The organism is Bartonella sp. HY406, assembly GCF_025449315.1.
Classification (GTDB): domain Bacteria; phylum Pseudomonadota; class Alphaproteobacteria; order Rhizobiales; family Rhizobiaceae; genus HY038.
Genome location: NZ_CP104893.1, coordinates 1936122 through 1958524, shown reverse-complemented (window position 1 = coordinate 1958524; position 22403 = coordinate 1936122). Strand labels below are relative to the sequence as shown.

18 protein-coding genes and 1 pseudogene are annotated in these 22403 nt (G+C 40.8%); 7 read left to right on the top strand and 12 right to left on the bottom strand.

Annotated elements, in window-relative coordinates; genetic code table 11:
- Positions 1 to 35: 35 nt before the first annotated feature.
- A complete protein-coding gene (locus tag N6B01_RS08245; RefSeq protein ID WP_262078245.1) occupies positions 36 to 983 on the bottom strand; it encodes an endonuclease/exonuclease/phosphatase family protein in 948 nt (315 codons plus the stop codon).
- 87 nt (positions 984 to 1070) lie between these two features.
- On the bottom strand, positions 1071 to 1226 hold the full coding sequence (locus N6B01_RS08240) for a hypothetical protein (RefSeq protein ID WP_262078244.1): 156 nt from the start codon (positions 1224 to 1226) through the stop codon (positions 1071 to 1073).
- 321 nt (positions 1227 to 1547) lie between these two features.
- Here N6B01_RS08240 and N6B01_RS08235 point away from each other — a divergent pair, with 321 nt between their 5' ends.
- A complete protein-coding gene (locus N6B01_RS08235) occupies positions 1548 to 2252 on the top strand; it encodes a glutathione S-transferase family protein (protein WP_182417309.1) in 705 nt (234 codons plus the stop codon).
- 66 nt (positions 2253 to 2318) lie between these two features.
- Here N6B01_RS08235 and N6B01_RS08230 read toward each other — a convergent pair whose 3' ends face one another.
- The 5 genes from N6B01_RS08230 to N6B01_RS08210 form a co-directional block, all read right to left on the bottom strand.
- Positions 2319 to 3722, bottom strand: coding sequence for a Do family serine endopeptidase (locus N6B01_RS08230; RefSeq protein ID WP_262080619.1), 1404 nt, complete (start codon positions 3720 to 3722; stop codon positions 2319 to 2321).
- A 282-nt stretch (positions 3723 to 4004) separates the two neighbouring features.
- Positions 4005 to 4358, bottom strand: coding sequence for a cyclophilin-like fold protein (locus N6B01_RS08225; protein WP_262078243.1), 354 nt, complete (start codon positions 4356 to 4358; stop codon positions 4005 to 4007).
- Positions 4359 to 4446: 88 nt separating this feature from the next.
- A complete protein-coding gene (locus N6B01_RS08220; protein ID WP_262078242.1) occupies positions 4447 to 5643 on the bottom strand; it encodes an MFS transporter in 1197 nt (398 codons plus the stop codon).
- 133 nt (positions 5644 to 5776) lie between these two features.
- Positions 5777 to 6805: an alpha/beta hydrolase gene (locus N6B01_RS08215; protein ID WP_262078241.1), complete on the bottom strand. Its 1029-nt coding sequence runs from the start codon at positions 6803 to 6805 to the stop codon at positions 5777 to 5779.
- Positions 6806 to 6943: 138 nt separating this feature from the next.
- Positions 6944 to 7861 carry a LysR family transcriptional regulator gene (locus N6B01_RS08210; RefSeq protein WP_262078240.1) on the bottom strand — a complete coding sequence of 306 codons (918 nt, stop codon included), beginning with the start codon at positions 7859 to 7861 and terminating at the stop codon, positions 6944 to 6946.
- A gap of 241 nt (positions 7862 to 8102) precedes the next feature.
- Between N6B01_RS08210 and N6B01_RS08205 the strand changes: the two genes are divergently transcribed.
- The 5 genes from N6B01_RS08205 (at position 8103) to ade (ending at position 16644) form a co-directional block, all read left to right on the top strand.
- Positions 8103 to 9098: an alpha/beta hydrolase gene (locus N6B01_RS08205; protein WP_262080618.1), complete on the top strand. Its 996-nt coding sequence runs from the start codon at positions 8103 to 8105 to the stop codon at positions 9096 to 9098.
- A gap of 443 nt (positions 9099 to 9541) precedes the next feature.
- Positions 9542 to 10699, top strand: a complete 1158-nt coding sequence (locus N6B01_RS08200; protein ID WP_262078239.1) for an aldo/keto reductase — start codon at positions 9542 to 9544, stop codon at positions 10697 to 10699.
- A gap of 469 nt (positions 10700 to 11168) precedes the next feature.
- The gene (locus N6B01_RS08195; RefSeq protein WP_262078238.1) at positions 11169 to 12959 is read left to right on the top strand and encodes an adenine deaminase; all 1791 of its coding nucleotides are present in this window, start codon (positions 11169 to 11171) and stop codon (positions 12957 to 12959) included.
- A 322-nt stretch (positions 12960 to 13281) separates the two neighbouring features.
- The gene (locus tag N6B01_RS08190; protein ID WP_262078237.1) at positions 13282 to 14778 is read left to right on the top strand and encodes an NCS2 family permease; all 1497 of its coding nucleotides are present in this window, start codon (positions 13282 to 13284) and stop codon (positions 14776 to 14778) included.
- 69 nt (positions 14779 to 14847) lie between these two features.
- Positions 14848 to 16644: an adenine deaminase gene (ade, locus tag N6B01_RS08185; protein WP_262078236.1), complete on the top strand. Its 1797-nt coding sequence runs from the start codon at positions 14848 to 14850 to the stop codon at positions 16642 to 16644.
- Positions 16645 to 16700: 56 nt separating this feature from the next.
- Here the strand turns inward: ade and N6B01_RS08180 are convergent, their stop codons facing one another.
- The 4 genes from N6B01_RS08180 to N6B01_RS08165 are packed head-to-tail and all read right to left on the bottom strand — an operon-like array spanning position 16701 to position 20516.
- Positions 16701 to 17732: a sulfate/molybdate ABC transporter ATP-binding protein gene (locus N6B01_RS08180; protein ID WP_262078235.1), complete on the bottom strand. Its 1032-nt coding sequence runs from the start codon at positions 17730 to 17732 to the stop codon at positions 16701 to 16703.
- A 37-nt stretch (positions 17733 to 17769) separates the two neighbouring features.
- The gene (cysW, locus tag N6B01_RS08175; RefSeq protein WP_262078234.1) at positions 17770 to 18621 is read right to left on the bottom strand and encodes a sulfate ABC transporter permease subunit CysW; all 852 of its coding nucleotides are present in this window, start codon (positions 18619 to 18621) and stop codon (positions 17770 to 17772) included.
- Positions 18614 to 19477: a sulfate ABC transporter permease subunit CysT gene (gene cysT, locus N6B01_RS08170; protein WP_262078233.1), complete on the bottom strand. Its 864-nt coding sequence runs from the start codon at positions 19475 to 19477 to the stop codon at positions 18614 to 18616. The genes cysW and cysT overlap by 8 nt, the downstream gene beginning before the upstream one ends.
- A 13-nt stretch (positions 19478 to 19490) precedes the next feature.
- Positions 19491 to 20516, bottom strand: coding sequence for a sulfate ABC transporter substrate-binding protein (locus N6B01_RS08165; RefSeq protein ID WP_262078232.1), 1026 nt, complete (start codon positions 20514 to 20516; stop codon positions 19491 to 19493).
- 465 nt (positions 20517 to 20981) lie between these two features.
- Here N6B01_RS08165 and N6B01_RS08160 point away from each other — a divergent pair, with 465 nt between their 5' ends.
- Entirely contained in the window at positions 20982 to 21275 is a 294-nt protein-coding gene (locus N6B01_RS08160; protein ID WP_182417296.1) for a mucin-associated surface protein, read from the top strand.
- 182 nt (positions 21276 to 21457) lie between these two features.
- Here N6B01_RS08160 and N6B01_RS08155 read toward each other — a convergent pair.
- Positions 21458 to 22131: pseudogene (locus N6B01_RS08155) on the bottom strand (IS1595 family transposase).
- Positions 22132 to 22403 lie beyond the last annotated feature (272 nt).

Here is a 22403-nt window from a genome sequence, read left to right as displayed (position 1 = left end):
AATTTCATTGATGCAGATTATAACAGTGATGCTGCCTATAGTGAAAATTCTACTTTTATGGGCAGATGGTCTGAGCCAATTGAAGGAAGTTGTTCGACCTTGTTGAGTTTAAATTCATCGCTGAGCAATATTTGGTCGATTGGCAGTCCTAAAATTGGTCTTATGCTATCAGGGAAACTGTATCTTAGCCAGCTTGAAGCAATGCCATTGACATGGCGCGTTGCAGTTTTGTCTTCAACAAATTTCACTGCGTAGCTCCAACTGGTTGCATTAAAATCGCCACCAATAAGTTGTAACGGTTCTTTTGTTAGGGGGAGTGCAATTATTTGGCTTTTTTGACGATAAGGCCAAGGCCAAAATAAATGCAGAGATGATAGTTTTAGTGGCGTTTTTGCATTAATATCAACCATCGCAGTAGCTATGCCTGCATCATGCGGGCATGCTTCTTCTGGCATGGTGCTAATGAATGGATAGCGTGATAAAAATCCGGTTGCACCAATCATTGATATTTGGGCGCGTTCACATTTATAAGTATAATAGTTGTTGGTTCGTGCAAATTCGCTTAAGGCTTTTTGCCAGTGGCTTGATGCTTCTTGATAGGTAATAAAGTCAGGCTTTTCTGAATTCAACAAATCAATCAGTTTTTGGGCGTTGGGATTATCATAACGCAAATTTGTCTGTATGAGTTTAAAGTGCCGTGTGCTGCTGATGTTTGTTGGTTTCAAACCTTGTGTTTGATAGGTGGATAAAACACAAAATAAGCTAAATGTAATAATTGCTAATCCAAAACGTTTAAAGCTTGTGAAAAAAATTGGAATAGTTGCTATAATAAGCACAAATGCCATATGGCGTCTAAAATGAGCAACGGAATCCAGCATTGGATGCAGTGCGCCTAAATAGCTTATTAATAATGGTACTGTCGCTGTAATTAGTAAGAGCATCCAGATAAGGCTAAAAAGGCTAGATTGAGTATTTTTGCGCATATTGTCTCCAAATGTTTTATCACAATACATTTAGAGCGAGTAAATACGGCAAAATTTCCAGTGTAATTTAACTGCTAACAATAAAGTTTAACTATTATTACCATTCATATTTTGACTGTTTTGATAAAGCGGTGCTGCATAGGCCGGCATTTTAGCATAATGAATGGCAAAGCCCAAAGTAAGCGCCGTTGCAAAAATGCTAAGACTTAAGATCGACATGCGTTTTGCGTAACTATCATTCATTGTAATATTCCATATGAGATTAATAACTATAATCTAACTGGTGTTCATTGAATAAAGGCTGAGCAAGCCGTTCATAGTTTATTTATTGATCTTAAGGAATTATTAAAAATAATGGTTAATTCAGACTAAAATTTAGGCTATAATTTAACCATGAAACACGATAATTTACATTTGTTTATAAAGTGTGGTATTAAAAAACAGCTTTAAAATTTCGCAATAATGGTTTCTAAGTTCATGAAGCCTTTGTCAGCGATTATGTGTAAACAAATTGGGATAGATCAAAAAGCCCAATTAGCAACCTATTTTACGGAGTTATCGACGATGCCTAGCCAGAATAAACCAATACAGTTTTTTTACTGGCCAACCCCAAATGGGTGGAAAATTAGCATCATGCTTGAAGAGCTCGGTGTGCCTTATAATGTTAACTATTTAAATATTGGCAAAGGCGAACAGTTTGAGCCAGATTTTTTAGCGATCTCACCTAATAACCGCATGCCGGCCATTATTGATCCAGAAGGACCAGATGGCGAACCAATCTCGGTTTTTGAATCAGGCGCAATTTTAATGTATCTTGGCCGTAAATTTCAGCGTTTTTATCCAACTGATGAAAGAAAGCGGGTTGCGGTTGACGAGTGGTTGATGTGGCAAATATCTGGCCTTGGGCCTATGTCAGGGCAAGCTGGTTATTTCGCTGTTTATGCCAATGAAAAAATCCCTTACGCTATTGAGCGTTATACCAAGGAAGTGCGCCGCTTATATGGTGTGATGAATAAACGCCTTGAAGGGCAGGAATATTTGGCCGATAATTATTCTATCGCTGATATTGCATCAATTGGTTGGGTATCAAAATATGATGCCTATGGAATTGATTTGCTAGAATATCCAAACTTAAAACGTTGGTTGCGCACCATGCGCGAGCGTCCTGCTGTACAGCGCGGACTTGAACTTGGTCGTGAAATGAAAAATGATTTATCTCATGATCAAGAAGCGCAAAAAATCCTCTTTGGCCAACAGGAAAATAAATAAGCTTAAAACACATTATTTTTAAAAAGGGGAGGGCAGTTTAAAATCCGCTCTCCCTTTATTTTTGACCTAATTTAGTGGCAGTGTTACCATACGTAAATCGCCATTGGGTTTTGCAACCATGATGAGGGCGTTTTGGCGGCCCGTATCACGCAAGGTTTTTATACGCTTAATCACATCTTCGCGGTTGGACACAACTTCTTGATTGATGCTGATAATCACTTCGCCAATAAGGATCCGCTTATCAGAGGCGATCGAGTTGGTTTCAATATCGGTAATGATTACGCCTTTAACACTTTCTACAATGCCAAATTTCTTGCGTAAATTTTCGTCAAGCGCTGTAATTTGCATACCAAGAAGCGGCTTTGGTGCATTATCAGCACTTGTCGTATCTTCAGTCCCATCACTGGTATCATCAATTGCAGGCTCATTTTCTTCTTCTTTTAGCTGTCCAAGTTTAACGTTAACCACCTGTTGCTTACCATCACGTAAAATAGTTACTTTTACATTGCGACCAACTGGACTTTCAGCAACAATACGCGGTAAATCCTTGGCATTTTTAATCGGCTTATCGCCAAATTTTAAAATAACATCGCCCTCTTTAAGCGCTTTATTATCCACATCTTCAGCTTCCATTTTACTGGCAACCATTGCGCCATCGGTATTTGGCAGCTCAAGAGTTTCAGCAATTTGTTCATTGATCGGTTGGATACGAATGGCAAGCCAACCACGATGAATTTCACCAAATTCTTTTAATTGCGCAATAACGCCAGTTGCCATGTCGGCAGGAATAGCAAAACCAATGCCGATAGACCCCCCCGTTGGCGAAATGATTGCTGTGTTAATGCCAATCACTTTGCCATTCATATCAAAAAGTGGTCCACCAGAATTACCACGATTAATTGCGGCATCGGTTTGAATGAAATCATCATAGGGGCCAGCGCTAATATCACGGTTGCGCGCTGATATAATACCAAGGGTTACCGTCCCTCCAAGACCAAATGGATTACCAATTGCCATTACCCAATCACCAATACGAGCATTTTCGGAATCACCAAAACTAACCGCAGTGAGCTTTTTTTTGTTTGGATTAACTTTCAGCAAAGCGATGTCAGTTTTTGGGTCTGTTCCAAGCAATTCAGCTTTTAGCTTTGAACCATCGGTAAAATTAACTTCAATATCATCAGCATCGGCAATGACGTGATTATTAGTCACGATCAGCCCTTCTTTCGCATCAATAACAAATCCTGAACCAAGCGACTCAACCTTACGTGATTGTTGGGGAGCCTTGCCGTCTTTATCGGTGAAGAAATCTTGAAAATAATCTTCAAAAGGCGAGCCTTTTGGAATGTCGACAACAGGTGGGTTATCACCGCTTTCAGTTCCTTTGACATTTTGTGAGGTGGCGATATTAACCACCGCATCAAGCAGACCAGAGGCAAGATTTGACACCGATTGTGGGGCACTCGTCATATCGCGCGGCGCTGTTGCTGATGCATTTTGTGCCCATGCGCCCGTTGGAAAAGCACCGCTAGAAAGCGGCAGTGTACAAGCTACAGCAAGAGGTAAAAGGCGGCGCAGTCTGGTCATACCGATTCCTTAAAATGTCTTATAATTCAACTATCATCACCCCTATCGGGCACTTGATGATATTATATAACGGCAAATAGATAACAATAGGTATAAACACATTGCAAGCATTGCATGACCAAAATACGGCATGGTTTGGTTGTTTTAAGAATTCTTGATATAAAATTACGACGGTGTTTTGTCTATTCGCACTTCAAAGGGGCCATCTTTTAGCAATTTATCAATAGAACCGCGAAGTGTGCCAATTTTAACAAGACCTTTAGAATAGGAAAAGTCTTGATAAAAAATTGCAAGATTGCCCCAAGGCGCATAATAAGCAATATCACCAATAACGGGGGTAAAACCGTCAGGTGCTTGTTCTAGGTTTAACCGCTTAGGTAAATTGGCTACTTTTTCGGTTGATGCGTAATCATTAAGTGTCAACGTCAATGGTAATAGTGATAAAAAATCATGACCAATTGGACTATCTTCAATTTCAGCAGTTAAAATTTCATCATCAATGGTTAAGGTAATAGCCATAATATTTCCTTTCTGATTAGCATGCGCAATATTGAGATAAAAAATTGAACCAAGGACAAGGTAAAGGATTAACAGTGTTCTAAAGAGATTAAGCATGCTTGCCTGTCGTTTTATAAAATAGTTGGAAGCTGATTAAAATAAGAGTGATGGCACCGCCGAGAAAAAGAGTTGCAATGGCAAATATGCTCTTAGCGCCACCACTATCAAAAACAGCGCCGCCAGTTGCCGCGCCAATTGATATGGAAAGCTGGATGGCTGCAACCATAAGTCCACCAGCAATTTCAGCGCGATCGGCAAGGGTGTGAACAATCCATGTTGACCAAGCAACTGGAATAATGCCGAACATGAAGCCCCACATCATAATCAGCACTATATTTTCAATAAGATTTCCATTGCTAAAATAGAAACTAATGGCGATAAATGCCAATATGGCATGGATAGCAATGATGGTAATGCGAAAACCTTGACCTAATAATTTTCCGGCAAAAAATGTGCCCAAACAATTAGCAATGCCAAAGCCAAGCAAGATTAGCGATAGCTTGGCACTATTCAAAAACAGATATTGTTCAATATAAGGGCGCAAATAGGTAAAAAAGACATGGTAACCGCCATAGCTGAAAATCATACCGCCAAGGCCAGCAATCACCCAAGTGGTTTTTAAAAGTTGCCCCATATCGCGAAAGCGACTTACAGTTTTAACTGGCATGGATGGCAAAGATAAAAATTGCCAGATAAAGCCAATTGTGCCAAGCAGTGCTGCTAGCCAAAACACATTGCGCCAACCGATAAATTGTCCAATATAACTTGCTACCGGAATAGAAATAATTGTAGCAACAGCAACACCTGCATAAATAATACTTAATGCGCGTGGTACATTTTTTGCAGGCACAAGCCGCAAGGCAACCGCCGATGACATAGACCAGAAGCCGCCAACACAAATGCCAAGTAAAGCACGGGCAATAAGCAAGACAATGTAATTGGGGGCAATGGCAACCAGCGCATTGGAAACAATCAACAAGGCTGATAGGCTAAGTAAAATGAGCCGTCTATCGATAGTTTTGGTAAGCGGACTAAGCAGAATACTCGTGGTCACGGCAAAAAGCCCTACAACAGTTACAGCTTGTCCAGCTAAACCTTCGCTGATCGATAAGTCATGGGCAATAGGTGTTAACAAACTAATTGATAAAAATTCACCAGTGATAAGACCCGTAACGCCAAGGAAAAGCGAAAAAACTGCCGACCATTGTGGTGCTATAATTGCCATTTCATTTTGGTTGAGTACCATGGTGGATTACATCTCTTTATAAATTTCAAAAATAGGTAAAATATGTCAGTGATTTAATGTGATGATTGCCAAGGCATTTACCTTGGCAATCTGACTTTCTTTTAATAGTCTTTTGCCAAAAAAACGTGGCTATTTACTTCAAATTACTTTCAAAAAAGCTGGTTAATTTACCAAAAGGAATGAGATCAACGCGGTCATAAAGATCGACATGGCCGGCATTTTTTACATAAAATAGTTCTTTTGGTTCACCAGCACGTCGATAGGCATCTTCGCTAAATTCTTTAGAATGAGCTTGATCGCCAGTAATGAATAGCATTGGCCGTGGTGAAATGGTTTCAATGTCATTAAAGGGATAAAAATTCATGAATTTGACATTGCTAGTTAATGTTGGATGGGTGGTAAGTTCAGGCGATTGGCCTTGTGGTGTAAACTCACCGCGTGGCGTGCGATAGAAATCAAAAAATTCGCGTTCAATGGGATTGGAATTTTTGGTTAAAGCATCAACTGTACCACTGGTATATTCGGTTTTTGCGCCTTCAAACTCTTTTTGGCGTTGTTCGATGGCTGCTTGAATGTTTGCTTTACGCTGATCAAGCGTTACACCATGATTGATGCCATTACGGTTGGCTGCGCCCATATCATACATGCTAACCGTTGCAACCGCCCGCAATCTTGGATCAATTTTTGCCGCGCTAATTGCAAAGCTACCACTGCCGCAAATTCCTAGAACGCCAATTCGGTTTTTGTCGACAAAATCCTGTGTGCTTAGATAGTCGACTGCTGCACTAAAATCATCGGCATAAATTTCAGGGGAAACAAGATTACGTGGCTCACCTGCACTTTCACCCCAGTATGAAAGATCAATTGCGAGGGTTACAAAGCCTTGCTCAGCAAGTTTTTGTGCATAAAGATTGGATGCTTGCTCTTTAACTGCACCCATTGGGTGACCAACAATAATCGCTGCATTCTTTTTGCTGCGATCAAGATTGTTAGGGACAAAGAGATTACCAACAACATCCATATTATATAGATTTTTAAAATGGACTTTTTGAAGTGTGACTTCATTGCTTTTATAAAAATTATTTGCGCCAATTGACATATCTTGTGCCATAACCTGGAACGCACTGAAAATTAGTGTTAGCAACACAATCAGTGTTCGCATGGTCCTTTCTCCTTAAATGAAAATAAAAATTCAAGAAGATTATGGCACAGCTTAATAGGTGTGATAATTGCATTAATATTGCATACTATTATGAGCTTTACTCATGAATAAATATGGCCAATTTGTTAATCTATAAAATTAGTCTTGCGCCTTATTAGAATTTTTACTCCAGGCTCGTAAAGCATCGCAAAAGAGTTTGAGCGCCTGCGGCTGTTGGCGGTTAAGCGGATAATAAAGACATGTTCTGCCGATCTTCGGGCTCCAATCCGCAAGCAGCTGCACCAATCGGCCTTGCTTGATATGTTCATGGACATGATAATCAGGCACCCATGCAATGCCGATACCAGTTAATGCTGCTTCAACCATTAGATTAGTATTGCCAAGCGTCATTGGGCCATTCACATCAATATTCATACTGCGCTCCTGCTGTTCTAAATCCCAATGATAGAGCGCACCACTTGAAAAACGAAAGCGGATACATTGGTGTTTTTTAAGATCATCTGGCGACGTTGGCGTGCCATGCTGTTCAAGATAATCCGGTGATGCAACCGCAGCAATACGGATTTCATCGGGGCCAAAAGGAATGGCAGCCATATCAAGCGGCACATCTTCAAGAAGGCGAATGCCAGCGCTAAAGCCATCGGCAACGATATCAATATAACGCGTATCGACAACAAATTCGACATGAATATCGGGATAGGTTTTAAAGAAGTTTGGTAACATATTGCGAATAAGCAGTTTTGCACCAGCTTCGGCACTGCTAATACGAATAGTTCCCGATGGGCGATTGCGCGAAGAATTTAAATCATGAATAGCCTGCTCTAAATCATTAATTGCAGGTACTGAACGCAAAAATAACTGCTTACCAGCCTCGGTTAAAGCAACAGATCTTGTGGTTCGAATAAAAAGCTGGATGCCAAGCCGCTCTTCAAGTTTTCGGATTGAGTGACTTAAAGCAGATGTTGAAACGCCTAATTCACGTGCAGCAGCACTAAAATTGCGTTGCTCGGCAACAGTGATAAAAATGCTGAGTTCTGGCAGTGCAATACGCGACATGCTGTTTTTTCCTATAATGCTGAATGCAGGATATAGCTTAATCGATTATTGAAAATTGCTCAACAGGCTATGAATAACATCGCTAATTGTCAAATTTTATTAATCAATTATAATTGGCTAATCAGCAAAACGGTGTGAAAAGTGAATTTTACGCCTTAACTTAAGGATAAACCCCTTGCGATCTAAAAAGCTTTTATCAGCGCTTCTTTTATCCGCCACACTTATATTGACAGGAAATGTTATGGCCAATGATTATCAACAAAATCCGTTTACACTAACCTATGATGGGGCAATTACTAAAAATGAGGCTGGAAAAGTCAATATTCATGCGGTGCACTATAAGGTTAATGGTATTGAAATAGCCGCAAATATTTATACGCCTGCTAATTATAATCCAGCAAAAAAATATCCAACAATTGTTGTGGCCCATCCTAATGGCGGCGTTAAGGAACAAGTCGCCGGATTATATGCGCAGCTTTTAGCAGAGCAAGGCTATATTACAATAGCTGCTGATGCTGCCTATCAAGGGGCAAGTGGCGGTGAGCCACGGAATGTTGATAAGCCATTTAACCGCATTAATGACATTCATGGCATGATTGATTTTATTGCCACTTATCCTGGTGTGGACACAATGCGCATTGGTGCTTTGGGTGTTTGTGGCGGTGGTGGTTACACTCTTGCCGCCGTACAAAGTGATAAACGCGTAAAAGCAGTTGCGACTATCAGCATGTTCAATTCAGGTCTTGTGCGCCGTAATGGCATGCAAGATAGTCAGGTCAGCACAATCCAACAACGTTTAAGCGAGGCAAGTGAAGCACGGGCAAAAGAATTTCTAGGTGATGTGCAATATACTGCCAATTTTGATTTAAAAACCACAACCGATCAAGATATTGCCAAGGCTCCTGCTGGACTATACCGCGAAGGATTGGAATATTATGGCCGAAGTCATTATCACCCCAATTCTACCTTTAAATATACAACAAGCAGTTTGCTTGATCTTATGACCTTTGATGCAACCGATCATATCGATCTCATCGGGCAGCCATTATTGCTTATTGCTGGCTCTAATGCCGACACCCTATATATGAGCGAACAGGCACTGGCAAAAGCCACTGGCACAAGCAATAAAAACCTTATCAAAATTAATGGTGCGACTCATATCGAAACTTATTGGAAGCAGCCTTATGTCAATGAAATTGCGCAAGATTTGACCAAGTTTTTTAATAAGGAATTGTAAGTTATTATTGCATAGTTCTTAGCCTATTTTAGAGCTATGCAATTGCCGTTCATCGTAAAGAGCAAGATAGCCGCGCATATATAAGGCGCCACAAACATCCTAAAAATTGGCAATTTTATTAATCCTGCGCTGTAAAGGGGGGGGATTTTGTGACGCATAAATTAGTTAAATTAGTTTTCAGTGTCTTTTATAGCTATATTCCAAGCACCTAAGGTGTCTAGGCGCAGTTACGTTTCCATGTGGGGCAAGTTTGCGGCAAGGTATTAGCCAAAAGCAAATTTTAGAATTTGCTAAGATTTTGCGCCAGCATCTTGAAGAAACGGCGGCAAACCGCTTTGAATATGCGCTCCAAAAAGCAATGAAATAATAATTGTCACCTTCATATCAATGAAAATAAGGTGTTCAAAATTGTTCACTTTGATTTTTTCACCTAAGGAATAAAAATGTCAAAACCTATTCAAAATACCACGCGGCGCGGATTTTTAGGAGTAACTGTAGGTCTTGCAACGCTGCCCTTTTTGTCAGCTGCTTATGCTGGAAAAAATAACCAATCTTTAGCTCGCGATACGCCACAAAAAATAGAGAATAATCGCCGGCGAAAATTAGGTGCGCTTGACGTTTCAAGCATTGGTTTAGGTGTACAAAATATGCACCGTACCTATCAAACCACCATACCACACCGCGCGGATATGATTAAACTTATTCAAGCGGCATATGATAATGACATAACTTTATTTGATACGGCAGAAGCCTATGGTCCGCTTGAATGTGAGCGCATTTTGGGTGAAGCAGTAAAGCCATTTCGTGATAAGATTGTGATTGCGTCAAAATTTGGCTGGAATATTGACCGTAATACCGGCGAGCGTAAACCAGGGTTAAACAGTAGGCCCGAGCACATTAAACTCGCGGTTGAAGCCATGCTTAAACGGTTACAAACCGATCATATTGATCTGCTCTATCAACACCGCGTTGATCCAGATATCGCGATTGAAGACGTTGCTGGCGCGGTAAAAGATCTTATGAATGAAGGCAAAGTTTTACATTGGGGCTTAAGCGAAATGGGTACAGGCACATTGCGCCGTGCCCATGCGGTATTACCGCTAAGCGCTGTGCAAAGCGAATATTCATTGCTTTGGCGAGGACCTGAACAGCAAGTGCTAACCATTTGCGAAGAACTCGGCATTGGTTTTGTACCATGGAGCCCGCTTGGCGTTGGCTTTTTAACTGGTGCAATTGATGAGCGGACGCGCTTTGCTGATGGTGATATTCGTAAAGTTGAAACACGCTTTTCATCAGAAAATTTGCCCCATAATTTAAAAATTGTGGAATTACTCAGAAAATGGGCAGAAATAAAACAAGCAACACTCGCACAAATTTCACTTAGCTGGTTATTGGCGCAAAAGCCTTGGATTGTGCCAATTCCTGGAACAACGCAAATGGCACATTTGGTTGAAAATTGCGGTGCTGTTAAGGTACAATTTAACCATGATGAGCTTTTAGCATTTAATCAGCAATTATCGGCAATCAAAATAAAAGGTCAACGCTTGCCAGATAATGTCCTTGCCTATTCCAATGTTGAAGCGCCAATCATGAGCAGATAGCGGGAGAGGCGCGTTTGGTTAAAGTTGGCGATAGTTTAATTTGTGAGAAAAGTTGTTGCAATGTGATTCCATAATTGCTTGAAATATTTGTCGGGCTACTCTTGGTGTACCGCTTAAATTTTATTTAATTTCGCTAAAAATCACGATTAAAAATTATATCGCAACCTTTAGTGAAATATTTATGATGGTTTTAATTCTTTGAAAAAATTGTGTTATTTTCTCATGGAAGTAAAAATAAATTACCATGGATTGAAAAAATATAGAAGATTATCCCAGTTGTCGATAGCTTGTGAATATTAGTTTTTTGTGATCAAATTCTTGTATTTACTCATCATCCACATTATAGAACGCCAATAAATAGAGTGCTTTTGCATGTGCAAAAGCCAAAAAACTCTTAAGCTTTTATTTGAGCAGTGAGCGCAAAGTGATGATTTTCACTGTTGCGGTTCATTGCTTTTGGAGAATTGATGTGAGCGATATTCGTGAATTTATTCGGGCGGCTGCCGGCCTTGAAATGAAGGCAACTCTTGCGGTCAAGGGTGGCAAACTCGTCAATGTTGTATCAGAAGAAATTTATGATGCAGATATTGCCATTTATAAAGACAAGATTATCGCAGTTGGTGATATTGAAGATTATGTTGGTCCTAACACTGAGATAATCGATGCGAAAGGTCGCTATCTTTGCCCAGGCATGATTGATGGTCACCTTCATGTTGAGTGCTCTAAGTTATCCTTAACTAGTTTTGCAAAAGCAGTTGTTCCACTTGGCACGACCTCAATTGTTACCGGTCTTGATCAAATTATTGTTGTTGGTGGCCCCGATGCTGCTCGTGAATTTTTGGATGAAGCAAAAAATACGCCATTAAAAGTCTTTTGGGGTGCGCCTTGCAAAACCCCTTACACAATGCCTCGTTCAACCGTTGGCCATTATTTTAGCCCTGAAGATCACCGCAATACTCATCATTGGCCTGAATGCGTTGGTATCTGGGAAACAGTTCGTGAATTTATTCAGGAAGAAGATAGCGATGTTTTAGAAGCATTGGCTATTGGCGCTGCCAATCGCTTACCAGCTTTGGGTTGCTGCCCAATGACACGCGGCTCTAAATTGAATCAATATTTGGCGGCAGGCGTGCGTTCAGATCATGAAAGCTATAGCCCTGAAGAAATGCTGGAAAAGCTACGCAATGGTATGCATGTTGTCATTCGTGAATCGTCGATTTCGCATTTCTTGACCGATAATTTACGTATTGTAACGGAAATGGGTGTTAAAGCCCTACGCCGCATTAGTTTTTGTACTGATGATGTGGTTGCAAGTGATATTCTTACCCGTGGTCATCTTGATAATATGGTGCGTATGGCAATTGCTATGGGCATTTCACCAATGGCTGCTATTCAAATGGCAACTATTAATGGTGCCGATGCTTTGCGTATTGATCATAAGGTAGGTTCTATTTCACCAGGACGCATTGCTGATATTCTTCTTGTTGATGATTTGCGTAATTTCCGCATTGATGGTGTTATCGCCAATGGTAGCCTTGTTGCAAAGGGCGGCAAAATGAGCGTTAAGCTTGTTGCGCCAACGCGCAGTCCATCTTTGTTGCAAAGCATGAAAGCCGAGCCAGTTGTAGCAAGTGAAATTCGCGTTGAAGCCAAAGGTAATGGCGACAAAACTGAGCTTATGGCAATTAATGTTACACCTGAGAAAATCTTTGTGCGCACCAAACGCATGGTAACATTGCCCGTTGAAAATGGTTTTGTAAAAGCAGATCCTGCACAAGATGTTCAATATTTAACTGTTGTTGAGCGCTATGGCAAAACCCGTAATCGCCCTGTTGGTTTTATTTCTGGCTTTGGCTTAACGTCTGGGGCCATTGCATCATCCACTGCGCCTGATGATAATAATATTATCTGCGTTGGTGCCAATGAAAAAGACATGGAACTTGCGATTAATACCTTGATTGAAAAGCAAGGTGGCCAAGTTGTTGTTAAAGATGGCAAGGTGATTGAATTCTTGCATCTGCCAATTGGTGGTATTGTTTCAGATATTGAGCCTGAAGAAATGATGGGATTTGAAACCCGCCTTGATGATGCCGCACGCAGCCTTGGTTGTCAGCTGCCTTGGCCATTTATGTATATGTTTGTGTTGCAGATTACCGCAATTCCAGATTACGCCATGACTGATCTTGGCATTGTGGATTGTGTCAATTTGCAAGTTATTACCCCTTATGGTGAACCAGTGCAAACCACCCATAATTTTTAAGTTTTTAAAAGGCATTTATTCGTAAATGCCTTTTTTCGTTTCAAATCAATATTCGAGCGCATTTCGATCTGATTGGATCAGATTGGCGCTCTAATCCATTGTTTACACCGCGTTTTTTGTCCGAAAACCGCTTCACACTTTTCGGAAAACGCTCTAAGAACAACACCAGCATATTTTGTCATAGTAAATGCTAAGACAAAATATGCTTTTCATTTTATTTTAAATTAAAAAACCAACAATGTGGCTTTCAATACCATTGGGGGCGCTGGTTTAAACTGCAGCTAAAAACATGCTGCAAGTGCAATAGATGAAAGGGTGCCAAATGGCCGTCGAGCAACAAGGCAGCGTACAACACAATAATCAACAATCTGCAAATCATCAACATAAAGGCTTTGCTGCATTTTTAGACCGCTATTTTGGTATACGTAAGGCCGGTTCGTCGATACGCATTGAGTTATTGGCAGGACTCACCACATTTTTGGCAGCCTCTTACGTTATTGTGGTTAATCCCGATATTTTGACCAAGGCAGGCATTCCTTTTTCTGCAGGTTTAACAGCCACCGTTTTAGTTAGTTTTCTATGTAGCTGTGCCATGGGGCTTTATGCCAAAAGCCCTATTCTTGTTGCGCCAGGCATGGGTATCAACACGCTTTTTGCTTATACTTTGGTAAGTGGCGCAAATGTACCATTACCTATTGCGCTTGGCTGTGTGCTTTGGGCCGGTGTTTTATTTACTCTTCTTGCTTTTTTTAATTTGCGTAGCGTGGTGATTGAAGCCATTCCGGTTAATCTTCGTTATGGTATTGCTTGCGGTATTGGGCTTTTCATTGCTTTAATCGGCTTGGAAGGCTCAAAATTTATTATTGCAGACCCTGATACGATCGTTGCCTTAACACCGATTACCCCAGTAACCCTTACCTTTATTGCTGGGTTTATTATCACTGTTGGTTTGGTTAGTCGCGGCGTTAAAGGCTCGCTGATGCTTGGCATGATTATTACGACTTTGCTTGCTATTCCTATTGGCCGTATTTGGGGCGATGGTAGTGCCTATACCTACGGTAGCGGTCTTGAAACTATTGTGAATTGGAGTGGTGTTTTTGCCGCACCCGATTTTAGTTTTATTGGTACAATTGATCTTATTGGCTCGTTGCAAATTCTATATATCCCATTTATTTTTGTCTTTCTTTTCACCAATTTTGTGGAGGCGCTTTCCACCTTTATGGGGCTTGCAGAAGCCTCTGGTCTAAAGGATGAAAATGATATGCCGCATAATATTCGTGAATCTATGCATGTTGACGCGGTCGCAGCATTAATCTCCGCGCCGCTTGGCACAAGTCCAGCCACTGTTTATCTTGAATCGGGCGCTGGTATTTCACAAGGCGGGCGCACGGGTCTTGTGGCAGTCGTTGCAGGTTTGCTTTTTGTACCGTTTTTATTCTTGTCGCCATTACTATCTTTAGTACCATCTATTGCAACTGCGCCGGTATTGATTTTAACCGGACTTTTCATGGCAGAACCTTTAGGGCGTATTGATTGGAAAAACTTTGAGGAATCTTTGCCAGCATTTTTGGCTGTTTTGCTTATTCCGCTTACTTTTTCGATTACCCTTGGCCTATCCTTGGCAGTTATTACCTATGTGTTGATGAAAATTGTTACAGGAAAAATACGCGAAATTCGTCTTGTCATGTGGTTTGTAGCACTTATTGCTGTTATGCTCGTTGCACAAATTCAAGCTTATAAGTTTGCGCCTACCGCGCCTGAAAAGCCGACAGAACAAAGTCAGCTAATCAGCCCATTAAATAATGGTTTAGCATCGTAATTTTGGTTTGGCTTATAACGCCAAATCCGCATTTTAAAGAATGATTGAAATAATTTAAGGAAATGAACAATGAAACAATGGCATGAAGTTGCGCCGCAATTGGTTGATGTCGCCATGGGACGCAAAGCGGCTGATTTGGTTGTTAAAAACGGTAAATGGGTCAATGTCCATTCGGGTGAAATTATTGCCAATATTGATGTTGCCGTGAGTGCTGGGCGCATTGCTTATGTTGGTGAAGATGCCACCTATACAGTCGGCACTGAAACGCAGGTGATTGAAGCTAATGGTCGCTATTTGGTGCCAGGGCTTTGTGACGCGCATATGCATGTTGAAAGCGGCATGGTCAATGTAACCGAATTTGCCCGTGCGGTTATTGGCCATGGTACAACAACCATGTTTATTGATCCCCATGAAATTGCCAATGTGCTTGGGGTTGAAGGCGTGCGCTTAATGAATGATGAAGCGCAACAAATGCCAATTAATATTTTTGTGCAGGCACCAAGCTGTGTGCCAAGCGCACCCGGGCTTGAAGAAGCTGGCGCCGAGCTTAGTGCGAATGATATCAGCGAAATCTTGTCTTGGCCTAATATTATTGGTCTTGGCGAAATGATGAATTTCCCTGGTGTTGCTAATAATGATGCAAAAATGGTTGCTGAAATTGCAGCTACTCAAAAAGCTGGTCTTACCGTTGGCGGCCATTATGCTTCACCTGAGCGCGGCCGTGCTTTTCATGCCTATATTGCAGGTGGCCCTGCCGATGACCATGAGGGTACAACCCTAGATGATGCAATGGCACGCGTTCGCCAAGGCATGCGCTCTATGCTGCGCCTTGGCTCTGCTTGGTATGATGTGGCATCACAGGTTAAAGCTATCACCGAACATGGTTTGGATTCTCGCAACTTCTTGCTTTGCACCGATGACAGCCATTCTGGCACACTGGTATTTGACGGCCACATGAACCGCGTTGTCCGCCATGCCATTTCGCAAGGTTTAAAGCCAATTACCGCTATTCAAATGGCAACCTTAAACACTGCACAGCATTTTGGTCTTGAGCGTGATTTGGGCTCAATCACCCCAGGTCGCCGTGCTGATATTATTATTACATCTGATTTAGCAGAATTACCGATTGAAGTGGTTATCGGCCAAGGTAAGCTTTTGGCTGAAAATGGCAATCTTGTTGTTAATATTCCAGCTACACAATATCCAGCTCACGTAAAAAACACTGTGCATCTTGGCAAAGTATTAAAAGGCGATGATTTTGATGTTGTTGCTGATAATGCTGCAAAGGTGCGGGTGCGTGTTATTGGTATGGTAGAAAACCAAGCGCCAACCAAGGCACTTGAAGCCATATTGCCAGTTGAAGATAACATTGTTAGCATGGATATTACCAATGATGTTTGCCAAATTGCACTGGTTGAACGCCACCGTGCAACAGGCCATGTCACCAATGCTTTTGTGTCAGGCTTTGGCTATAATAAGCCTTGTGCTTTGGCGTCAACTGTTGCCCATGATAGCCATCATATGATTGTTGTTGGTACCAATAAGGATGATATGGCAATGGCAGCCAATCGTCTGGGAGAAGTTGGCGGCGGTATGGTAATGATATCTGAAGGCAAAGAGCTTGCTATGGTGGAATTACCAATTGCAGGCCTTATGTCTGATGAGCGCGCCGAAATTGTTGCAGCTAAAGCGCAAAAGCTTGTTGATGCTATGGCGGAATGTGGCTGTACTTTAAATAATGCCAATATGCAGCATTCGCTTTTGGCGTTGGTGGTTATTCCGCAATTGCGCATTTCTGACAAAGGACTGGTTGATGTAACCCGCTTTGAAATTGTTGATGTTATTATGGAAAAAATGGCGCAATAATTAAAAAAGGCCACCATTTCAATGAAGTGGTGGCCTTAATGTCTTGCTGAAATATTTTAAATATTAAAAATTTTATAAAAGCGCGGTATAAAATGAACAATATCGCCAATTTGTCCTTGATAATCGCGCGGCAATTCAATTTCCACCATATCACCGCTATCAAGTTTTACTTCGCCGCGCCTTGCTGATCCGACACGGCGGCGGGCAATGAGCTTACCGTTAAGGCTTTGCTGACCCGCATTTGTAAGTTCAATTTCATGTGGGCGAAAAAACAGCTTGGCTTTACCATCGGGTAAATCGCTTTTTATGTTAATTTCATTGCCGTTATATAGAAATTTCCCTGACTTTATCTCAATAATAATATTACTGGATTCGCCAATGAAGTCATAGACAAAGGGGGTCTTCGGGTTGTCGTAAATTTCGTCAGCCGAGCCTAATTGCTCGATTGTGCCTTTATGCATAATGGCAACGCGATCAGAAAGTTCAAGTGCTTCTTCTTGATCATGGGTAACAAATATGGTGGTAAAACCAGTTTTATCATGCATTTCACGCAGCCAATGGCGTAACTCGCGGCGAACTTGCGCATCTAATGCGCCAAAGGGTTCATCAAGAAGCAGGATTTGCGGTTCAATTGCCATGGCGCGGGCAAGAGCAACACGCTGACGTTGCCCACCCGATAATTGATTGGGATAGCGGTTTTCAAGTCCTGTTAGCTGTACAAGATCCAAAAGCTCCATCACTTTATTTTTAATAAAGGCTTTTGATGGGCGCGTTTTTGAAGGGCGAACATTGAGGCCAAATGCAATATTGTTAAAAACGGTTAAATGCTTGAAAAGCGCATAATGCTGAAAAACAAAACCGACATTGCGCTCACGTATTGAGTGTAAGGATGCATCTTTATCGCCAAAATAAACAGTACCAGAAGTTGGGAATTCAAGGCCAGCAATAAGGCGCAAAAGGGTGGTTTTACCGGAGCCTGATGGGCCAAGCAGGCCTAATAATTCGCCTGAGCGAATATCAAGTGAAATATCGTTTAACGCAGCAAAGCCGTCAAATTCTTTATTTAAGGAATTTAGGCGAACATCCATAGTCAATCCTCGAAACTATATTTTGCATCAGCTCATATTAATGGCCTGTGCGTGCTCCCTTACGGGCGTAAATTTTTTCAATTAATGTTTTTAAGACAAGTGTTACCAATGCAAGCGAGGTTAGCAGTGTTGCTATCGCGCAGGCAGCCGTAATGTCGGAATAATACATAAGCTCAATTTGCAAGGGCAATGTCATACTTTCCCCCTCAATGCGTGAGGAAACAAGATAAACTGCACCAAATTCGCCCATAGCACGGGCATTGCAGAGCAAAATACCGTAAAGTAACGCCCATTTAATATTAGGCAAAGTTACCAGCCAAAAGATTTTAAAACCACTTGCACCAAGGGAAAGGGCGGCTTCTTCATCACTGGTGCCTTGGTCTTGCATCAATGGAATGAGTTCACGAGCAACAAAGGGAAAGGTTACAAACATGGTTGCAAGAATCATTCCGGGTATTGCATAGATAATTTCAATGTTGAAATATTCAAGCACCGGGCGCAAGACACTATCCATGCTGAAAACCAAAATCAGTGCAAGCCCAGCAATGACGGGTGATATGGAAAAAGGTAAATCAATTAAAGTTATGACAAAGGCCTTACCGCGAAAACGAAATTTGGTAATTGCCCATGCGCCCAAAATGCCAATCAAACTGTTACACGTTACCGCGATTAAAGCGACAATAAGTGTGAGTTTAATCGCGTTTAGCGTGCTTGCCTCACTGATGGCTTGCCAATAGGCATCAAAACCTTCACCAAAAGCTTCAACAAAGACAATTGCCAATGGCAAAAAAAGCATAATGGTCAAGAATAGTAATACAACTGCTATAGCTATCCATTTAAACCAAATATTATCGCTTGTCGGATTTTGTGGTGTGATATGATTAGCCATTGCCAAATCTCCTGCGATTATAGGCTTGCAATAGATTAATAGCCAACAAAATGATAAAGGCAATAACAAGCATGGTTGCGCCAATAGCTGCGGCATTGGCATATTTATTAGCAGCATTGCCCTCTAACTGAATAACAATCATCAATGGGGCAATTTGCGTTTCGCGTGGTAAATTCCCAGCAATAAAAATGACCGAGCCGTATTCACCAATTGCTCTACCAAAAGCAAGGGCAAAACCAGTCATAATTGATGGTAAGAGGGCCGGCAAAATAACCTTAATAAAGGTTTGAATACGGCTTGCACCAAGGCTTGCAGCGGCTTCTTCAACATCTTTTTCAAACTCGGCAATCGCCGGTTGAATGGTGCGCACAACAAAGGGAATACCGATGAAAATAAGCGCAATAACAATACCGGTTGAGGTATTGATAATGCTGATGCCAAGGTTGTTGAGTAGCGATCCAAGCCAACCAATAGGCGAATAAAGCGTTGCAAAAGCAATACCTGCAACAGCGGTTGGCAAGGCAAAGGGTAAATCAATACAGGCATCAACAAGGCGGCGACCTGGGAAATTATAACGCACCAGAACCCAAGCAATGAGCAGCCCAAAAAATACATTAATTAATGCAGCAAGCATTGATGTCCAAAGGCTTAGCCAAATTGCATGGCTAACGGTGGGCGTTTTGATAATATCAATATATTCGCTAAAACTTAGCGAAAAGGTGCGGAAAAATATCACCGCAATTGGCAGCAATATCAATATCCACATATAGGTCATAAAAATCCCGAAGGTTAAACCAAAGCCGGGTATAATGCTTGGTGTCTTCCATGAGTTAGGCTTTGCTGTTGTTAATGCCATATTTTATTGGCTCCTATTGGTTGCCACTAAAAATTTGGTCAAAGAAACTGCCTTCATCGAAAAATTCTGCTTGTGCTTTTTTCCAACCGCCAAAATCTTCAATTTTTACCAATGTCAAAGGTGGGAATTTTTGCAAAAGTGCTTTATCGACAAGCTCAGGATTTGATGGGCGGTAGCCATATTTTGCTGCCAAAGATTGCCCCTCTTGGCTATAGAGATGTTGTAAATAAGCGGTGGCTATTTCTCTTGTACCATTTTTATCGACATTGCCATCAACAAGGGCAACAGGTGGTTCAGCAAGGATAGAGATTGATGGTACAACAATTTCGAAATTTTCGCCGCGTTTTTCTTCCAATGTGCGGATGGCTTCATTTTCCCAAGCAAGCAACACATCACCAAGGCCACGTTGGGTGAAACTTAAGGTTGAGCCACGCGCCCCAGTATCTAGTACAGGGACGTTGCGATAAAGGTCACGTACATATTGGCGGGCTTTTTCTTCATCACCGTTAAAATTTTTGCGCGCCCAAGCAAGGGCAGCTAAAAAATTCCACCGTGCACCGCCAGAAGTTTTGGGGTTAGGGGTAATAACCTTTACATCAGAGCGGGTAAGGTCGCCCCAATCCTTTATGTTTTGTGGATTGCCCTTGCGTACCAAAAATACAATCGTTGACGTATAAGGGGCATTATTATGGGCGAGTGTACCACGCCAGTTTTCAGGAATTTTGCCGGTACGAGCTGCGATTTCGTTAATATCCGCTTCCAGTGCGAGAGTGACAACGTCAGCATTTAAGCCTTCAATCACTGATCGCGCTTGTGAGCCAGAACCACCGTGGGTAGTGCGAACCACTGCATCTGTGCCTTTTTCTTTTTTCCAAAAATTGGAAAAGGCTTGGTTATATTCGCGATAAAATTCGCGGGTTGGATCATAGGAAACATTCAATATGCGGTCAGCAGCTTGCGCCGCATGTATTGGAGCGAGGCTTGCTGTTGCTGCAATAAGTGAAGCGAGCACAGTTACCAATTTGCGTTTTAAAATCATCGTCACCTCCATTGATTAACGACAATGTAACGGAATAAAATAAAATGTGAAAATATAAACTATGCTAATCCGCAGATTTTATGAAAAATCTTTTCATAAAACACATATTTTTGAGTTTTTCTAAACTCTTTATGGTTTTTACGCTAAATTAAATAGCAATATTTTGCGTTAAAAAGTCAATGCTCACTGACCGATAACTAAAAGTAAATTGTTTCAAATGTTGTTTAAATGGAAATTTAGTTTATTGAAATCATATGTTGCAGAAAGGGGAAAACATTAATTCAAGGGCTTGTGAAAATATGGCAGACTAAAAATGCTTAGTAACATTTAATTTATCTATCCCTTTATAAATACAATATTATTTGATTAGACGATCTTGACCTTCCTTGATACCGTCCTAGGTATTGTTAGATAATATTTTGAAATTTTCGCTAAAATATTAGCGGCAAAACGAGGACGAAGATAATGAAAAAGCTTTTATTAGTATCAGTTGCAATGTTGTCATTAGCTGCAAGCAATGTTTTTGCAGCAGAGCGTACCATAAATGGTGGTTCCAAAGAAAATACATATGTTGAGGGCCAGAAAGATGGTTCTCCAGTAGAAACGAAAGCTCCACCAAAAGAAGGTCGTCATTTTGGCGATGGCTCACAAGAAAATTCTTATGTTGAAGGCCAAAAGGACGGCTCACCAGTAGAAACGAAAGCCCCACCAAAAGAAGGTCGTCATTTTGGTGACGGCTCGGTTGAAAACAAACAATAAAATATTTTTTCAATTCTACAATTCAGTTAAAAAATTATAAAGCGAAGGCGGTTTCAATAGTTGAGCCGCCTTTTTTCAATGGTAGTAGCATTACTGCAATGAGTGAAATAACTTAGTTTCAACATAATACCCTATTCTTTGCTGATTTTCTTATGATGTGCTTCACGCTTTAGAATCCATTGCTATTCACTTTGTTCAAGATTAGTAAAAGTTACGGCGATCGTTTCTATAATAATGTTTGTATTGTCCTTGATAACTAGGCCAAATTTTTTTACTAATTGTTTTAACTTAGTAAATTGAGATTTGAGGCCACTGTTATTAAAACGCCATTCACACTCCTTTAAAAATATGTGGAAATGCTCCCGAGGAATACCGTTAATTTTTCGTAAGAGTCGATTGGCTTGGTTCCCAGAATTCTCAATTCCATTAATTTGATTTTGTTTATCGGCAAATAATTTGCTGCGACTAATATGATAATGAGTGGATTCACTTTACTTAAGAATATTATAGCTACGATCGGTATAAACAACATTAACTGGTTTGACATGCGCGTTTATAATAGGAACAAAGGTAGCTGCTTTTCTATTATCAAACTGAACTGTATAAACTTTACCATCACGTTTTAAAAGCCTAAAACTGGTGCTTTTCCCAAAGCACCGCGACCACGTTTGCCTTTGCTTCGCTCGCAAAAATAAGGTTCATCAGCCTTAATTTTAATTGTCTACACTTCTAGATGTTCACTGTGAAGGTAAATCAATAATCGTAAACGATGAAAATAATAGGCCGCGGTTGTCTTATTGATATCAACCAAAGCAGCTGTTGTTCTCGCTGTTGAACCAGTTGTAAATAAATCTATAAACTTGCATTACTTATACCAACTTAAACGACTTTTTCTCACCAGCTAACCTTAGATAATTTAGCTTATCTAGAACGGCTCCTAAAATTATTGCGACATTGCCGTTGCTATAGCAATCTTAGCCACAATTGTTAACCCAAGGCGTAGATAGTATTTATGTTAAAAATAGTTTTAATATATAGTAATTTATTTTATATTTTAATTAATATCTTAAATTAAATTTTTTAATTATAATTATTACAATTTATATGCATAAAGTTATCATTAATTAA

Excerpts from the sequence above, each read along its gene's own strand:
- N6B01_RS08245 (WP_262078245.1), bottom strand. The coding sequence starts at position 983 with ATGCGCAAAAATACTCAATCTAGCCTTTTTAGCCTTATCTGGATGCTC.
- N6B01_RS08240 (WP_262078244.1), bottom strand. The coding sequence starts at position 1,226 with ATGAATGATAGTTACGCAAAACGCATGTCGATCTTAAGTCTTAGCATT.
- N6B01_RS08235 (WP_182417309.1), top strand. The coding sequence starts at position 1,548 with ATGCCTAGCCAGAATAAACCAATACAGTTTTTTTACTGGCCAACCCCA.
- N6B01_RS08230 (WP_262080619.1), bottom strand. The coding sequence starts at position 3,722 with ATGACGAGTGCCCCACAATCGGTGTCAAATCTTGCCTCTGGTCTGCTT.
- N6B01_RS08225 (WP_262078243.1), bottom strand. The coding sequence starts at position 4,358 with ATGGCTATTACCTTAACCATTGATGATGAAATTTTAACTGCTGAAATT.
- N6B01_RS08220 (WP_262078242.1), bottom strand. The coding sequence starts at position 5,643 with ATGGTACTCAACCAAAATGAAATGGCAATTATAGCACCACAATGGTCG.
- N6B01_RS08215 (WP_262078241.1), bottom strand. The coding sequence starts at position 6,805 with ATGCGAACACTGATTGTGTTGCTAACACTAATTTTCAGTGCGTTCCAG.
- N6B01_RS08210 (WP_262078240.1), bottom strand. The coding sequence starts at position 7,861 with ATGTCGCGTATTGCACTGCCAGAACTCAGCATTTTTATCACTGTTGCC.
- N6B01_RS08205 (WP_262080618.1), top strand. The coding sequence starts at position 8,103 with ATGGCCAATGATTATCAACAAAATCCGTTTACACTAACCTATGATGGG.
- N6B01_RS08200 (WP_262078239.1), top strand. The coding sequence starts at position 9,542 with ATGTCAAAACCTATTCAAAATACCACGCGGCGCGGATTTTTAGGAGTA.
- N6B01_RS08190 (WP_262078237.1), top strand. The coding sequence starts at position 13,282 with ATGGCCGTCGAGCAACAAGGCAGCGTACAACACAATAATCAACAATCT.
- ade (WP_262078236.1), top strand. The coding sequence starts at position 14,848 with ATGAAACAATGGCATGAAGTTGCGCCGCAATTGGTTGATGTCGCCATG.
- N6B01_RS08180 (WP_262078235.1), bottom strand. The coding sequence starts at position 17,732 with ATGGATGTTCGCCTAAATTCCTTAAATAAAGAATTTGACGGCTTTGCT.
- cysW (WP_262078234.1), bottom strand. The coding sequence starts at position 18,621 with ATGGCTAATCATATCACACCACAAAATCCGACAAGCGATAATATTTGG.
- cysT (WP_262078233.1), bottom strand. The coding sequence starts at position 19,477 with ATGGCATTAACAACAGCAAAGCCTAACTCATGGAAGACACCAAGCATT.
- N6B01_RS08165 (WP_262078232.1), bottom strand. The coding sequence starts at position 20,516 with ATGATTTTAAAACGCAAATTGGTAACTGTGCTCGCTTCACTTATTGCA.
- N6B01_RS08160 (WP_182417296.1), top strand. The coding sequence starts at position 20,982 with ATGAAAAAGCTTTTATTAGTATCAGTTGCAATGTTGTCATTAGCTGCA.